At 68.8% G+C, this 15,684-nt stretch carries 9 protein-coding genes and 2 pseudogenes; 9 read left to right on the plus strand and 2 right to left on the minus strand.

What is annotated here, in order from left to right; all coding sequences use genetic code 11:
* Window positions 1–32 precede the first annotated feature (32 nt).
* The gene (locus tag EOD73_RS01220; RefSeq protein ID WP_127680097.1) at window positions 33–437 is read right to left on the minus strand and encodes a type II toxin-antitoxin system VapC family toxin; all 405 of its coding nucleotides are present in this window, start codon (window positions 435–437) and stop codon (window positions 33–35) included.
* Window positions 434–688, minus strand: a complete 255-nt coding sequence (locus EOD73_RS01225) for an AbrB/MazE/SpoVT family DNA-binding domain-containing protein (protein WP_127680099.1) — start codon at window positions 686–688, stop codon at window positions 434–436. The genes EOD73_RS01220 and EOD73_RS01225 overlap by 4 nt, the downstream gene beginning before the upstream one ends.
* A gap of 249 nt (window positions 689–937) precedes the next feature.
* Here EOD73_RS01225 and EOD73_RS01230 point away from each other — a divergent pair, with 249 nt between their 5' ends.
* The 9 genes and pseudogenes from EOD73_RS01230 to EOD73_RS18030 form a co-directional block, all read left to right on the plus strand.
* The gene (locus EOD73_RS01230; RefSeq protein ID WP_240660547.1) at window positions 938–1,690 is read left to right on the plus strand and encodes an ABC transporter substrate-binding protein; all 753 of its coding nucleotides are present in this window, start codon (window positions 938–940) and stop codon (window positions 1,688–1,690) included.
* 7 nt (window positions 1,691–1,697) lie between these two features.
* Window positions 1,698–3,815: an ATP-binding protein gene (locus EOD73_RS01235; protein WP_127680103.1), complete on the plus strand. Its 2,118-nt coding sequence runs from the start codon at window positions 1,698–1,700 to the stop codon at window positions 3,813–3,815.
* Complete coding sequence (locus EOD73_RS01240) at window positions 3,808–9,168, plus strand: PAS-domain containing protein (RefSeq protein WP_127680104.1); 5,361 nt, start codon at window positions 3,808–3,810, stop codon at window positions 9,166–9,168. The genes EOD73_RS01235 and EOD73_RS01240 overlap by 8 nt, the downstream gene beginning before the upstream one ends.
* Before the next feature lie 220 nt (window positions 9,169–9,388).
* The gene (locus EOD73_RS01245; protein ID WP_127680106.1) at window positions 9,389–9,859 is read left to right on the plus strand and encodes a hypothetical protein; all 471 of its coding nucleotides are present in this window, start codon (window positions 9,389–9,391) and stop codon (window positions 9,857–9,859) included.
* Between the two features lie 52 nt (window positions 9,860–9,911).
* On the plus strand, window positions 9,912–10,277 hold the full coding sequence (locus tag EOD73_RS01250) for a response regulator (RefSeq protein WP_127680108.1): 366 nt from the start codon (window positions 9,912–9,914) through the stop codon (window positions 10,275–10,277).
* A gap of 11 nt (window positions 10,278–10,288) precedes the next feature.
* On the plus strand, window positions 10,289–10,576 hold the full coding sequence (locus tag EOD73_RS01255) for an STAS domain-containing protein (protein ID WP_127680111.1): 288 nt from the start codon (window positions 10,289–10,291) through the stop codon (window positions 10,574–10,576).
* Window positions 10,573–12,813, plus strand: coding sequence for a chemotaxis protein CheA (locus EOD73_RS01260; protein ID WP_127680113.1), 2,241 nt, complete (start codon window positions 10,573–10,575; stop codon window positions 12,811–12,813). Before EOD73_RS01255 ends, EOD73_RS01260 begins: the two co-directional genes overlap by 4 nt.
* Window positions 12,814–13,828: 1,015 nt before the next feature.
* Window positions 13,829–14,014 (plus strand): annotated as a pseudogene (locus EOD73_RS18025) (HAMP domain-containing protein); the annotation flags it as partial.
* A 423-nt stretch (window positions 14,015–14,437) separates the two neighbouring features.
* Window positions 14,438–15,661, plus strand: a pseudogene (locus EOD73_RS18030) (methyl-accepting chemotaxis protein); the annotation flags it as partial.
* Between the last annotated feature and the right edge of the window lie 23 nt (window positions 15,662–15,684).

Raw genomic sequence — 15,684 nt, forward strand, 5'->3', positions numbered from 1 at the left:
ATGGCTCCAGGGTGGGTGAGGGGACGGCCGGCTCAGTCTTTGGGGACGATGAGTTTCAGGCCTTTGAAGTAATCGCGAAAGAAGACCGCGTCGCGGGTGATCAGGCCCTGGCATTGCAGCAGGGCGTGCGCGCCGATCAGAAAGTCGGCCACCACCCGCTCGCGCCGGCCACCGCGCTCGCGAAAGCGGCGCTGCATGTGGCCCGCGCGCACGGCGGCGTGCTCTTGGGTGGGTTCAAAGCGGATGCCGAACTCGGCCAGCGCTTCCATGGCGGTGTCGCGGGTGTCGAGCATGGCCTGCACCTCGGTCACGACGGCGTCGCACACCACCACCTCGCCTTGCGCCAAGGCTTGGGCCAGGGCGCGGGCGGACGAGTCGCCATGCCGCGGGTCGTCGGTCAAGACGTCCAGCAGCACCGAGGCGTCCACGGCGATCATGCCTGCGGGTCCAGGGGCTCGCCCGGTGCGCGACCGCGGGTGGCCCGCAGCGCGTCGTCGGTGCTTTGGAACCCGTCGGCCAGCTTGAAGCGGCCCTTGAGGCGGCTCAGCGCGTCGTCCACGTTCTTGCGCAGCACGATGCGGCCGCCTTCGAGTTCGACCTTGAGCACCGTGCCCTTGGTCAGGCCCAGTGCGTCACGCACGGCCTTGGGCAGCGTGATTTGGCCGCGTTCGGCCACGGTGGCTTCCATGGTGGGGCTCCGGTGGAGGAGGGTGGTATGCGCCGAAAAGTATGCACGAATCATACATACCTTGCGCGCCTGGTGTTGACCGCTGGCCCGCCACTTGGAAGGACGCGAACGATTGCACAGGCAGCGGCCTCCGACGGGACCGGACTTGCGTTGGGTCAACGGGGCCACGGTTCCATGGGCTAAGCTGGCCCCACACGAAGGAGGACGGCGATGCGGCGGATGTCTTGGTGTTGGGCGGGTTGGGCCGCTATGGCGGTCGCGGGTGCGGTGCAAGCCGGTCCGGTGCTGCAGAAGGTGCAAGCGCAAAAGCTGATGCGGGTTTGCATCTGGCCCGATTACTACGGCGTCAGCTACCGCAACCCCAAAACCGACGCGCTGTCGGGCATCGACATCGACCTGTCGGCCGAATTGGCCAAAGACCTGGGCGTCAAGCTGGAGCGCGTCGACAGTTCCTTCCCCAAGCTGATCGAGGACCTGACGCAGGACCGCTGCGACGTGGCGATGTTCGCCGTGGGCGTGCTGCCGCAGCGCGCCCAACACCTGCGCTTCACCGAGCCGTATTTGCAGAGCGACATGTACGGCGTGACCACGCGAAGCAACCGCCAGGTCAAGACCTGGGACGACATCGACCAGGCGGGCGTGATGGTGGGCGTGCAGGCGGCGACCTTCATGGAGCCGGTGATGCGCGAACGCCTGAAGAAGGCGGAGATGGTGGTGATCAAGCCGCCGCAGACGCGCGAGCAGGAGCTGGAGGCGGGCCGCATTGACGTGTTCATGACGGACTACCCCTACAGCCGACGCCTGCTGGACAGTGCCGATTGGGCCCGCCTGGTGGCCCCGGAAAAGCCATTCTTCGTGCTGCCCTACGCCTACGCGGTGAAGCCGGGCGACGACGAATGGCTGAAAACGGTGAACGCCTTCGTGCAGCGCATCAAGAAGGACGGCCGCTTGCAGGCGGCGGCGCAGAAGGCAGGGCTGTCGGCCATCGTCATCTCGCGCTGAGCGACGCTTGAGCCCGATCCCGCCCCCGGCCCTTAGGGCCGACGACGACGACCTGGCGCCTTGGCTGGCGCCGCGTTGGATCGTGGGCGCGGGCGCGCTGGCGGCCCTGGCCGTCTCGGCCTTCGCGCTGTGGTTTCTGCATTACGAGCGGCAGGAGCAGCGCAGCCAAGCCCTGCAGCGGGCGGCCTTGTACGCCCGCGTGCTCACCGACCAGGTGGACCGCAGTTTCGACGCGGTGCAGGTCACCCTGCGCACCATCGCCGATTCCTTGGAGTCGGGGGAATCGGCGCAGAACGCTGCGCAGCGCCTGAACCAGGCCTTGATGGGGGTGTCGTTCCTGCGCAGCCTGCACGTGGTGGATTCTGACGGTTTGGTCTTGGCGAGCACGCAGGCCAGCGCCACCGGCTGGTCGGTGCCGCCGGGCCTGCTCGGCAGCGCGCCATCGGTGGGGCGTTGGCGCGCGGCGGGATTGCTGGCCGGCCGCGATCTCAAGGACGCCCATGCAGTGGGCGCCGAACCGCCCAAGCGGGGCGTGCTGCCGGTGGTGTTCACGATGCGGGGCGGCGACGAGTTTGGCGGCAGCCATCGCTTGGTCGCCCTGGTCAACCCCGATCACTTCTCGACCCACTTCGACCTCTTGCTGAAGGACACAGGCTTGCAAGCGGCGATGTTGCAGTTGGACCTGCGCGTGCTGGCGGGCTCGGAGGCCATGGGCGTTCCCATGGGCGTGGTGCCCGCCGACGCCGCGGGCTTGGCCCCCTTGCTCAAAGGACAGGCCTTCGACCAAGGCGTGGGCCTGGGTCTGGCGGGGGCGCCTGCGGTGCGTGCCCACCGCCACGCCCGGCAGGCACCCTGGTTGGTGGTGGTGGAGGAGCCCTTGACCGAGGCCGAGGCCGCGTTCCAGGCCTTGGCCCTGGAGACCTTGGCCGCTTGGGCCCTGGCCCTGGGTGTGGTGGTGGGGGCTTGCGCCTTGGCCCTGCAAAGCGCCCGGTCTCACCGGGCGGAGGCGGCCGAACGGGCCGCGGCGCGGCGGGAGTTGGCGCGCCAAGACGTGCTGACCGCCAACCTGATCGACGCCAGCGCCACGGCGCTGTACGCCATGGACGCCAACGGCCGCCTGCTGCTGGCCAACCAGGCCTGGGGACGCCTGGTGAACGCGGCGCCGGCCCAATGGATCGGCCAGGCCTTGCCATCCACGCTGCATTGGGCCGACCCGACCAGCCCCGAAGCGAGCGATGCCGAGCGCTTGGCGCGGGGCGACCTGGTCACCTTCGAGGTGAGCCTGCCCAGTGCCACCGGCCCGCGCGACATGCTGGTCAGCAAGGTGGCCGTCCACGACGAGGCGGGCGAGCCCTTGGCCGTGGTGGGCAGCCTCACCGACATCAGCGTCTACCGCGAGGCCGAGCGCCGAAGTCGCGAGGCGGCCGAGGCCGCACGACAGGCCAACGACGCCAAGTCGGAGTTCATCGCCAACATCAGCCACGAACTGCGCACGCCCTTGCAAAGCATCTTGGGCTTCTCCGAAATCGGTCAAATGCGCTGCACCGAGTCGCCCGCGGCGCAGGGCTACTTTCGTCGGGTGCACGACGCGGGCAAGCACATGCTGTCCTTGGTCGAGGACTTGCTGGACCTGGCCAAGCCCGAGCTGACGGCGGCGCAAATGACGCTGGAGGCCCTGCCCATCGGGGCCTTGGCGGCCGAGGTGCTCGACGAACTGTCGGCGCAAGCGCTGCGCAAGCAGATTCGCGTGCAGCAGCACGGGCTGGCCTTGGGCGCGCTGGCCCGGGTTGAACGCCGGGGCTTCCAGCAGGTCGTGCGCAACCTCGTGGCCAATGCCCTGCGTTTTGCCCCCCAGGGCAGTGCCGTCGAGGTGACGCTGCAGAGCACCGACGACGGCGCGGTGCGGCTGACGGTCAGCGACCGAGGTCCGGGGGTGCCGGCGGCGGAGCTGGAGGCGATCTTTGCGCCCTTTGTGCAAAGCAGCGTGACCAAGACGCACGCGGGCGGCACGGGCCTGGGGCTGGCGATCTGCCGCCGTCTGGTGCAAGCGTTTGGTGGCCGCGTGTGGGCGGAAACGCGCCCGGGCGGGGGGGCGGTGTTCGTCGTGGAGTTGCCCCATGCTTGAGCGTGGTTCGCACCGCCGCACCCGGGGCGCCGTGCCTTGGGTGCCCTTGGGGGCGCTGGCCGTGCTGGTGCTGGGCTTGTCCCTCACCGCCTGGGGGGTGGCGTCCATCCTCCGTGCCGCGGTGGCGCACGGCGAGCTGGCGTGGACGGCCTTTGCCGACAACGTGGCCACCGACATCGGCCACCGGTTGCGCGTTCCGCAGCACGCCTTGGACACGGTGGTGGCCATGTCGTCAGGCCAATCGGTCGCCGATCGCGCCGCGCTGCAGCGCTTGCAAGTGGCCCGTCCGCTGGCCAGCCATTACCCCGGCGTGCAGGCCCTGGGGCTGCTGGCCGTGCAAGGGGCCGAGGCCTGGGTTGCCACCCAGCCGGCGCGCGAAGGCCGTTCTTGGCGCGAGGCGGTCGACGACGCCTTGCGCGCCGGACGCCAGCCCTACGTGGTGCGGGAAGTCGAGCCCTTTGCCAAGCAAGGGGGCTTGTGGGGGCGCGATTGGTCGGGCGATCCGGCGGCTGCGGACACGGTCCGCCGGGCCATCGCCACCGGGGAGGCCTTGTTGGGCTATGTGCCCGCCCGAGACGCCGCGCAGCCGGACGGCGTTCCGTTGCTGTTCTTGGCGGCGCCGTTGCAGGCAACGGGCGGGACCCGGGACCTGGGCATCGCCGTGTTCACGGTGCCCGAGCTGCTTCGCGAGGTGCCGGTGACCTTGCAAGGCGCGGCGGTCCTGAGCCTCTGGGACGAAGGGGCGGAGGCGGGCGCACGGCCCCTGTACACCGCCGCCGGCGCGGAAGAGGTGGCCGGGCGCGAGCCGCTTTACCGCGCCACGCAGGCCCTGAGCTTTGGGGGGCGCATCTTGGCCCTTCGCATGCACAGCACGCCGCTGTTCGAGCAGGAGCATGCGGGCCACGACTTGGCGTTGGCCACGGGCGCGGCCGGCGTGCTGGTCAGCCTCATGCTGGCGGGTGCGGTGCTGCGCGGCGGACGGGTGCGCGAGGCGGCGCGCCTGGCCACCCGCCGCTTGGCCGCCGAGCTCGCACAGATGGAGCAGGTGGCCGAAGCCTCGCGCGAGGGCATGCTGGGCTTGGACCGCCGCGGCGTGGTGCGCTGGTGCAACGCCAGCGCCCTGGGCCTGCTGGGCTTGCCACGCGAGGCCCTGATCGGGCGGTCCAGCGGCTCCCTGCTGGCCGGCCCGGGCGGCGGGGCCGATGCCTTGGTGGCGTGGGAAACGGCGCTGCGGGAGGGGCGTTCGCTGAGCCAGGAGCAGGGCCTGCAAGGCCTGGATGGCGGCACCCGCGCCGTGCAGCGCCAGTTGGTGCCCCTGCACGGTGCCGACGGCGAGGTCGTGGGCTTTGTGGACTACCTGCACGACCTGACGGCCCTGAAAGCCACCCAGGCTTCGCTGGCCATGGCGGTGCAAGAGGTGCAAGGTCTGTGGCAGGCGGTGCAGGCGCATGCCCTGGTGACGGTCACCGACCTGACCGGGCGCATCACCGAGGTCAACGAGGCCTTCTGCCGCGTGAGCGGTTTCGACCGCGAAGAGCTGATTGGGCAACTGCACAGCGTGGTGAGCTCCGGCGTGCACCCGGTCGAGTTCTGGCGCGACATGTGGACCGTCATCCAGGCCGGGCACCCCTGGCGCGGCGATGTGTGCAACCGCACCAAGGCCGGCGGCACCTTCTGGGTGGACAGCCTGGTGGCGCCCATCGCGGGGCTGGACGGTCGGCCCCAGCGTTTCGTGTGCATCCGTTTCGTGAACACGGCGGCCAAGGCCTTGACCGCCAAGGTCGAGCAGGAGCGCCAGATGCTGGCCAACGTGCTGGCAGCCAGCGACGCCGGCACTTGGGAGATCCAGTTGCGCACGCAACAGGTCCAGATCAACGAGCGCTGGGCGGCCATGCTCGGGCAGACCGTGGACGCCTTGCAGCCCTTCTCGATGGACTCTTGGCAGGCGATGGTGCATCCGGTCGACCTGCCTGCCCTGAATGCCGCCGTGGCCGCGCACTTGCAGGGGCGAAGCGCCCACTACGAATGCGAGTTCCGCCTGCGGCACGCCGACCCGGACCGCTGGGTGTGGGTCCACGCGCGGGGCTTGGTGGTCGAGCGCGACGAGCGCGGTCAGCCCCTGGTGTTTGCCGGCGTGCACACCGACGTCACCGCCCGCCGCCACGCCGAAGAGGCGCAACGCAGCAACCAGCTGCTGCTCACGCGCATCGAGCATTTGGCGGGGGTGGGTGGTTGGGAGCTGGACTTGCGCAGTGGGCGCAGCCACTGGTCGACCGAGGCCCTGCGCTTGCTGGCGCTGGACGCCACGCGCGAGTGGCGCATCGAAGACATCCTGGCCCTGATGCCCGAGGCCGACCGGGGGCGCCAAAGCGCCGCGATCCAAGTGGCGCTGTCCTCGTCCGAGGGCTGGGACCTCGAGGTGGAGTTGGGTCTCCATGATGGTCGCCGTGTGTGGATGCGCTCGGTCGGCGAGGCGGAGTACGACGACTCCGGCCCCGTGCGCCTGGTCGGTGCCTTGGCCGACATCACCGAACGCCGGCAGCTCGAAGCCGATTCCAAGCGCACCCTGGAGCTCTTGCGCACGGTGCTGGACAGCCTGCCCTGCGGCGTCAGCGCCGTGGGCCCCGACCTGGCCATCGTGGCCTACAACCAGCAGTTGCAAAAGCTGCTCGACATCCCTCCGAGCCTGCTCCAAGGCGACAAACCGGCGAACTTCGAGGACGTGGTGCGCTTCAACGCGTACCGCGGCGAGTACGGCGAGCTGGCGGACATGGAGGCGGAGGTGGCCTTCCGCATGAACCGGGCGCGCCACCCGCAGGCCCGCCGCTACGAGCGCGTGCGTCCCACGGGCCAGGTGCTGGAGGTGCAGTCCGAGCCGATGGCCGGGGGCGGCTTCGTGACGGTCTACAACGACATCACGGCCCGTCGTCAGGCCGAGGCCAAGGTCTTGCGGGCCGAGGCCCTGTTGCGCGGGGCTATCGACACGGTCAACGAGGCCTTCGTGCTCTTCGATCCGCAGGATCGCTTGGTCATGTGCAACGACAAGTACCGCCAGCTGTACGCCTTGTCGGCCGATTTGATGGTGCCCGGTGTGCGCTTCGAGGACCTGATCCGCGGCGGCCTGGCCCGGGGGCAGTACGCCGACGCTGCCGGTCGGGAAGAAGAATGGCTGGCCCAGCGCATGGCCGCCCACCGGACCGCCAACACCGACTCGGTGCAGCACCTGAGCGACGGCCGGTGGGTCCGCATCGTCGAAAGCCGCATGCCCGACGGGCACACGGTGGGCTTCCGCGTCGACATCACCGACTTGGTCCAGGCGCGGCAAGAGGCCGAGTCGGCGGCCAAGGCCAAGGGCCTGTTCGTGGCCAACATGAGCCACGAGATCCGCACCCCGATGAACGCCATCCTGGGCATGCTCGAACTCTTGCAGCGCACGGCCCTGACGCCACAGCAGCGGGACTACGCCGACAAGACCCAGGGCGCGGCCCGCAGCCTGTTGGGGCTGCTGAACGACATCCTGGACTTTTCCAAGGTCGAGGCCGGCAAGATGGTGCTGGACCCACAGCCCTTTGCCGTCGACAGCCTGTTGCAGGACCTGTCGGTGATCTTGGCGGTCAGCGCCAGCCACAAGCCGGTCGAGCTGCTGTTCGACATCGACCCCCAGCTCCCGCCCCGTTTGGTGGCCGATGCCCCGCGCTTGCAGCAGGTGCTGATCAACCTGGCGGGCAACGCGGTGAAGTTCACCGAGCGGGGCAACGTGGTGCTGCAAATGCGGCGCTTGGGCGAGTCCGACGGGGCCGTGGACGTTGAGGTCGCGGTGCAGGATTCGGGCATCGGCATCGCGCCGGAGCACCAGGCCCAAATCTTTCAGGGCTTCACGCAGGCCGAGGCCTCGACCTCGCGCCGTTTCGGCGGCACGGGCCTGGGCTTGGCCATCAGCCAGCGCCTGGTGCAGCTCATGGGGGGGCAACTGCAGCTGCACAGCGAGCTGGGCAAGGGCTCGCGCTTCAGCTTCGTGCTTCGCTTGCCCCGGGCCGAAGGCGAGGTGAGTGCGGCGCCTGCGCTGCGCGTGCTCTTGGTGGACGACAACGCCCTGGCGCGGGAGGTTCACGGCGTGATGCTGCGCGCCATGGGGTGGCAGGTCGATGCCGTCGCCACCGGCGAAGAGGCCGTGGCGCGCGCGCTCGCCGCCGAAGGCAGTGACTCGCCCTACCAGTTGGTGCTGGTGGATTGGTTGATGCCGGGCTTGGACGGCTGGCAGGTCGTGCAGCGGCTGCGCGCCGGGCTCAAGGCGCAAGCTCGGCCGAAGATCGTCATGCTCACCGGCCAGGGCCGGGACGCCCTGCAGCAGCGAAGCGCCGACGAGCAGTCGGCGCTGGATGGCTTCTTGGTCAAGCCCATCACCGGCCCGATGGTGGCCACGCTGGCCCAGCAGCTGCTTCAAGCGCCGGCCACCGCCGGACCCGCGCCTGCGCCCCCGCCTGCGCGGGTCCAACGCCTGGAGGGCCTGCGCATCTTGCTGGCCGAGGACAACCCCATCAACCAGCGCGTGGCCTCGGAGTTGCTTGGGGCGGAAGGGGCGGAGATCACGGTGGCCGCCGACGGTCGCTTGGCGGTGGACCTTCTGCGCGCGGGCGCCGACCAGTTCGACGTCGTGCTGATGGACATGCAGATGCCCGTGATGGACGGGCTGATGGCCACGCGTTGCATCCGGCAAGAACTGCAGCTCACGCAATTGCCCATCGTCGCCATGACGGCCAACGCGGCCGCCAGCGATCGCGAGCAGTGCCTGGCCGCGGGCATGAACGCGCACGTGGGCAAGCCTTTCGACCTCACCCAACTCGTGCAATTGCTGGTCGACCTGGTGCCCCGCAGCGCGCGCTCGCCCGGCCCTCCCAGTGCCCCCGATCCCATGGCCGCCATGCGGCAGCGGCAAGCCGCGGCCGAGGCCTTGGTTGACGACGCGCGGCAGGCCGAGGCCCGGGCCCAGGGCCTGGGCTTGCGCGAGGCCCTGGGCCGCATGATGGGCAAAACCGAGTTGTTCCACCGCATGGTGCTCTCCTACGCCGCCAGCGCCGGCAGCCTGGTCGATCGCGTTCGCCGGCACCGCGAGGCCGGTGACCTGGACGAGGCGGTGCAGGCCTTTCACGGCTTCAAGGGCCTGTCCGCCACGCTGGGCGCCGTGCGCGTGGCCGAGTGGGCCGCGCAAGGCGAGGCCTGGGCGCGGGCCCGGCAGTGGCCCAGCGACGAATGGTTGGACGACTTGGGCGTCGAGATCGGTCGCACCTGCACGGCCCTGCGAAGCCACAGCGAGGCCTTGCTGAGTCCCTCACGCCCGGCTTCGGTGGACTGAAGGCGTTTGGCCAAGATCAAGCCCGTGTCATTCTTCCGAAGGAGGCAGGGTTTCACCCTGTGCTCAGGCGCCCCAGCGCATGCAATCGTGGGCTCAGGATTGAATCGATGGCGTTGCGGGGCCCACGCCCGGCACGCCCACCAGAAGCTTTCATGCCACGGTTCAGCGCTTCGACAGATTGCCGAAAGACAAGGTCAACGCCTTTGAGGGGAGGGCAGGCGTGAGCAATCCACCGACCGAGGGTGGCCTGGAATGGGCCTTGGGCGAATTGACGCAGGTCTGGAGCCGGCAGTTCGATGCCGTCCAGTCGGTGTTGCAGCACGGCAGCGCCGAGTTGCTGCACAGCTTCTCTCGCATCCATGCCTTGCAGTCGCGCTGGGAGTCGACCACGGCGAACGATGGCCAGACCCACGAGGCCCTCGCCCAGGAACTGCACGAGGCCAGCGAGCAGGCCCTGCACGGCCTGCAGTTTGCCGACCGCCTGACACAGATGCTGGGCGTGCTGCAAGGCGATGTGGATCGCCTTCGTCGGGACATCGCCAACTTGCGCGAGGCCGACCCCGACACGGTGCGGCGCTGGCTGGACGAGTTGGCCGCTCACTACACCACCGACGAGCAGCGCGAACGCCATGGGGCACCGGGTGCCGCGCTGAGCACCGACCCGGGACAGGCCGGCGTCGACTTTTTCTGATCGATCTTCATTCCCGAAGCCCCGCCTTTCTTTCTTTGACGAGGACACAGCGATGAGCAAAACAATCTTGGTGGTCGACGACTCGGCCAGCTTCCGCACCGTGGTCAAGCTGGCCTTGCAGAAAGCGGGCTACACCGTCGTCGAAGCCGGCGACGGCAAGGACGCCTTGGGCAAGCTCACCGGCGCCAAGGTCAACCTGATCGTGTGCGACGTGAACATGCCCAACATGGACGGCCTGGCCTTCTTGAAGGAGGTGAAGACCATGGCGGCCTACAAATTCACGCCGGTGATCATGCTGACCACCGAGTCGCAGGAGAGCAAGAAGGCCGAGGGCCGGGCGGCCGGCGCCAAGGCCTGGATCACCAAGCCCTTCCAGCCCTCGCAGTTGGTCGACGCCGTCAACCGCCTCTGCGTCTGAACCTTGGTGCCATGAGCGAGCCCCTGCAACTCGGCGACGACTGGACGATTCCCATGGCCAGCGAGCTGCACGGCCAGCTCTTGGCCGCGCTCATCGCCGGGGCAGAGCATGGTGAAGCCCCGAGCCTGGACCTCGGCGCCGTGCAGGGCATGGATTCCAGCGGCGTGCAACTGCTCTTGGCTTTGCGCCGCAGCCTGCACGAGCGGGGGCAGGAGTTGCAGATCGTGGCGGCCAGCGCGGCCGTGCGCGAGGCGCTCGACACCTACCGCTTGCGCGCCTTGTTGATGCCCGAATCATGAGCAGCGACTTCGACGACGACGCCGAAATTTTGGCGGCCGCACGGGCCGGCTTCCTCGAAGAGGCGCAGGACATGCTGCGCCAGTACGAGGCGGCGCTCTTGGTGCTGGAGAGCGACCCGGCCGATGCCGAACAGCTCAACGCCGCGTTCCGGGCGGCGCACACCATCAAAGGCGGGGCGGGCATGTTCGGTCTGGACGACGTGGTGCGCTTCACCCACGTGGCCGAGACTCTGCTGGACGCGCTGCGCGATGGCCGACGGACGCTGGACGGCGACTGCATGGACGCCTTGCTGGCCAGCCGGGACCAGATCGAGGCCCTGCTGCGCGAGGTCGACCACGGAGGCCCCACCGACGCCGAGGTGCTCGCGAGCTCGGCCGCCCTGGCCGATCGCCTGCGGGCCTTGATGGGCGAACCGGCGCCCGCCCCAGCGGCCCCAGCCGCGACTGGGCCCGTCACGGCGGCCGGCGGCGAGGCGCCGTCGGCGCCGACCGAAGTGACGGGGCCGGCGTGCTGGCACCTGTCGGTCAAGTTCGGGCCGGACGCCCTGCGCAACGGCCTGGACCCGCTGGCCTTCCTGCGCTACCTGGGGCAGATGGGCACGGTGCACGCCTTGCACCTGATGCACGCCGAAGTGCCGGCCTTGGATGCCCTGGACGCCGAGGCCTGCCACATCTGGGTGGAACTGCGCCTGGAGAGCGGGAAGACGCGGGAGCAAATCGCGTCGGTCTTCGAGTTCGCCCAAGACGACAGCGACGTGCAGATCCTGGCGCCAAACGCCGGTCCGGCGGAATTTGAGGCCTTGGTTGAACGCCGTTGCGGCACCGACGCCGAACAGCGGGCGCTGCTGCTGGAAATTTGGACGGGCATGGGCGTGCGCTTCCGCGTGGTGGAAACGCCTGCCGCTGCCGGGGCCGACGAGGCCGAGGCGGCCGAGCTCATCCCGCGCATCGAGCGGCGCGCCGAGGGCGCGCCCCGCGAGCGCGGCCCCGACCGTCGCAGCGGCGAAGGCGAGCGCCGGCAGGGCGGTCGCGACCGCCGCGCGGGCGACGACACCCGTTTCGTGCGCGTTCGCGCCGACAAGCTCGACACCCTGATCGACCTGATCGGGGAGCTGGTCATCGCCGGCTCGGGCGCCCAAATGACCGCGAACTTCGCGGGCGATGCTGCAGCCATCGAAGCGACGGCCCGGGTCATGAGCCTGATGCAAGACACGCGCGACGCGGCGCTGGGCCTGCGAATGGTGCCGGTGGGCGAAACCTTTGCGCGTTTCCACCGCGTGGTGCGCGACGTGGCCAAGCAACTCGGCAAGGACATCGAGCTGCTGGTCACGGGGGGCGACACGGAAATGGACAAGTCCATGGTCGACGCCATCGCCGACCCGCTGATGCACTTGGTGCGCAACAGCATGGACCACGGCCTGGAGGTGCCCGAGGACCGCGAGGCCGCCGGCAAGTCGCGCACGGGCACCATCCGCCTCAATGCCTTCCACGAGGCCGGCTCCATCGTCATCGAGGTGCGCGACGACGGCCGGGGCTTGGCGCGCGATCGCATCCTCAACAAGGCCGTCGAGCGGGGCCTCGTGGCCAGCGACGCGGTGCTGAGCGACGCGGACATCTGGCAGTTGATCTTCCAGCCGGGCTTCTCCACCGCCGAGGCGGTGACCGACTTGTCGGGCCGCGGCGTGGGCATGGACGTGGTCAAGCGCAACATCGAGGCGCTGCGCGGCCAGATCCGCCTGCACAGCGACCCGGGCCAGGGCACGCTCACGCAGATCCGCCTGCCGCTGACCCTGGCCATGATCGACGGCTTCCTCACCCAAGTGGGCGACGTGCACTACGTGCTGCCCCTGTCGGTGGTCAGCGAATGCATCGACGTGCCGCCCGAAGCGCAAAAGGCCCTGAGCCAGAACCCCGAGCAGGTCAGCGGCACCTTCAACATGCGCGGCGAGATCGTGCCCTGGCTCGACCTGGCCCGCTTCTACCGCTGCCCCGTGGACCTGCAGCGCCGCCGCAGCGTGGTGGTGGTTCGCGAGGGGCAGGGCGGGCGCGTGGGCGTCATCGTCGACCGCCTGCTGGGCGAGCACCAGACCGTGATCAAACCCCTGTCGGGGCTGTTCACCCATGTCAAGGCGCTGGCCGGCTCCACCATTTTGGGCAGCGGCGACGTGGCCCTGGTCTTGGATGTCAATGGTTTGATGGGTTCGGCGCGGCGGCACGGTGCCGCGCAGCCGTCTTGAGTTCGAAGTTTCACCTTTCCGCGAGAGGCCCCGCATGAACGCCCTGTTCCGCAAACTGCTCCTGTGGCAAAAGCTGGCCATCTTGGGGGTGCTCGCTTTGGTCGCCGCCCTGGTGCCGCTGACGCAAGTGGTCCGGCAACTGAACGCCAACATCGCGGTGGCCGTCGCCGAAGACCAAGGCTTGGACGCCGTGGAAGAGGCCGACCAGGTGTTGAATGCTTTGCAACAGCACCGGGCCCTGGCGCAGCGCCAACTGGCCGGAGACGCGAGCGCGGCGGGTGCGCGAGCCACAGCGGCGCAGGACGTGGACAAGGCGATCGCCAAGACCAAATCCATGTTGACCGACGCCATGTTCAAGAAGGCGCCGGCGGACTTCCAAGAAGTCTCAGCAGGATTTGCCGCCCTGAAGGCGGCCGTCGATGGGCAAAGCATGTCCGCGGCCGATTCGTTCGTCGCTCACACCAAGTTGATCGACCAGTACCTGTTCGCCGTCGAGACCATCGCCGACGAATCGGGCTTGTCGCTCGACCCGGTTTCCGAGAGCTACTACCTGATGACCACGGTCGTGGACTACTTGCCGCGTTTGGCGGAGTTCGTGTCCGAGGTTCGCGCCAAGAACCAAGCTTTGCTATCGCAAGCAGGGTCCAGCAAGGAGATCAGTGGCTTTGACAAGGCCCATCTTCAAAGTTTGGTCACGAGTGCAGAGTTCTACCGTCGCCGAGCCTTGGCTCAGATCGACAAGGTTGGCGGGACCGCGCCCGAGGCGGCGAAGGCCCTGGCCGCCTCCGCCCAGAAGGCCGAAGCCGCGGCCAGTGTCTACTTGAAGCAGGTACAAACCGAGATCATTGGTGCGTCCGGCAAGCCCTCGGTGAGTGCGGACGCGCTCAACGCCCTGGGCACGGCCTGTGCACAGGCGCAAGACGGGCTGCACGAAGCGGCCGTGAAGAGCCTGCAAGAGATGCTTCACGACCGCATCCACGCCGAGACCGTGTATCGCAACACGCTCGTGGGGGGCATGGTGGCCTTGCTGTTGCTGGCGGGTGGGCTCAGCTATTTGATCGTCCGCTCCATCACCGTGCCCTTGGCGCGTGCGGTGGGCGCGGCCGATGCCGTGGCCCAGGGCGACCTGGGCTCGGACGTCAGCGACGATGGCCGGGACGAACAGGGTCGGCTGCTGCGTGCCTTGGCACAGATGCAGCGCAACCTGAAGGAGCGCAACGAGCGAGATGCCCAAGTGATGATGGAGAACGCCCGTGTGCTGCAGGCGCTCGATCGTTCCAGCGCCAACATCATGTTGGCCGACACGGCCTACAACATCATCTACTGCAACGCCACAATGAAGCGCCTCTTGGTCGATGCCGAGAAGGCCATGCGCACGCGATTGCCACGCTTCGAGGCTGCTCAAGTGATCGGCAGCAACATCGACCAGTTCCATCCGAACCCGGGGCATGCCCGCGGGATGCTCGACAAGTTGACGGGCACACACCGGGCTCAGATCGTGGCCGATGGCCGAACTTTTGAATTGAGCATCGCCCCCGTCACCAACGAGGGCCAGCGCACAGGCACCATCGTCGAGTGGACGGAGCGCACGCAGGAGCTGGCCCAACTGGAGCGCGAACGCAGCATGGCCCAGGCTGGCCAGCGTTTGCAGCAGGCCCTGGACGCTGCGAGTTCGAACATGATGGTGGCCGACGCCGGTGGCCACATCATGTTCATGAACAAGACGCTCAAGGCCATGCTGGAGCGCAACGAGGCCGAGATCCGCAAGGCCCTGCCGCAATTCGATGCACGCAACCTCATCGGCCAGCACTTCGATCGCTTCCACCGCAATCCGTCCCACCAGCGCAGCCTGATCGACAACCTGCGTGCAGCCCATGCGGCCGAGATCAAGGTGGCTGGGGCGGTGTTCCGCCTCACGGCCAACCCGATCTTCGATGCCGAGGGCAAGCGCTTGGGCACGGTGGTGGAGTGGCTGGACCGCACGGCCGAGGTGGCCGCGGAGCAAGAGGTGGGTGGCATCGTCGAAGGGGCCATGCGCGGCGACTTCAGCCAGCGCATCGGGCTCGAGGGCAAGGACGCGTTCTTCCGCATGATTGGCGAGAAGTTCAACGGCCTGCTCGACACGGTCAGCGGCACCATCCGCGAGGTCAGCGCGGCGGCGGCCCAACTGTCCAGCGCGTCCAACCAGGTCTCGCAGACGTCCCAGTCGCTGTCGCACAGCGCTTCGCAGCAAGCGGCGAGCGTCGAGCAAACCACGGCCTCGCTGCAAGAGATGGCGGCCAGCGTCAAGCAAAACGCCGAGAACGCCACGGTCACCGACCGGATGGCCACGCAGGCGGCGCAGCAGGCCATGGAAGGCGGCCAGGCGGTGGGCATGACCGCCGACGCGATGAAGAGCATCGCCACCAAGATCGGCATCATCGACGACATCGCGTACCAGACGAACCTGCTGGCCCTGAACGCGGCCATCGAGGCGGCGCGGGCGGGCGAGCATGGCAAGGGCTTCGCGGTGGTGGCCGCCGAGGTGCGCAAACTGGCCGAGCGCAGTCAAGTGGCAGCGCAAGAGATCGGCGCCCTGGCCAGCACCAGCGTGGGCCTGGCGGAGAAGGCTGGGCACTTGCTGGCCGAGATGGTGCCCAGCATCCAGAAGACGAGCGAGCTGGTGCAAGAGATCGCCGCCGCGAGCGGCGAGCAGAGCCAGGGCGTGTCCCAGATCACCGCGGCAATGGGGCATGTGTCGGGCACGACCCAGCAGACGGCCAGTGCGAGCGAACAGCTGAGCGCCACCGCCGAAGAACTCAGCGCCCAGGCCGAGCAGTTGCAAGAGCTGATGGGCTACTTCCAGATCGCCGACGACCATTGAGCAGGGAG

Origin of the sequence: Inhella crocodyli, from assembly GCF_004004565.1 — a bacterium.
Lineage (GTDB): Bacteria > Pseudomonadota > Gammaproteobacteria > Burkholderiales > Burkholderiaceae_C > Inhella > Inhella crocodyli.

Bases quoted from the DNA above. Each gene is read 5' to 3' on its own strand.
- EOD73_RS01220 (WP_127680097.1), bottom strand. From the start codon at position 437: ATGATCGCCGTGGACGCCTCGGTGCTGCTGGACGTCTTGACCGACGAC.
- EOD73_RS01225 (WP_127680099.1), bottom strand. From the start codon at position 688: ATGGAAGCCACCGTGGCCGAACGCGGCCAAATCACGCTGCCCAAGGCC.
- EOD73_RS01230 (WP_240660547.1), top strand. From the start codon at position 938: ATGGCGGTCGCGGGTGCGGTGCAAGCCGGTCCGGTGCTGCAGAAGGTG.
- EOD73_RS01240 (WP_127680104.1), top strand. From the start codon at position 3,808: ATGCTTGAGCGTGGTTCGCACCGCCGCACCCGGGGCGCCGTGCCTTGG.
- EOD73_RS01250 (WP_127680108.1), top strand. From the start codon at position 9,912: ATGAGCAAAACAATCTTGGTGGTCGACGACTCGGCCAGCTTCCGCACC.
- EOD73_RS01255 (WP_127680111.1), top strand. From the start codon at position 10,289: ATGAGCGAGCCCCTGCAACTCGGCGACGACTGGACGATTCCCATGGCC.
- EOD73_RS01260 (WP_127680113.1), top strand. From the start codon at position 10,573: ATGAGCAGCGACTTCGACGACGACGCCGAAATTTTGGCGGCCGCACGG.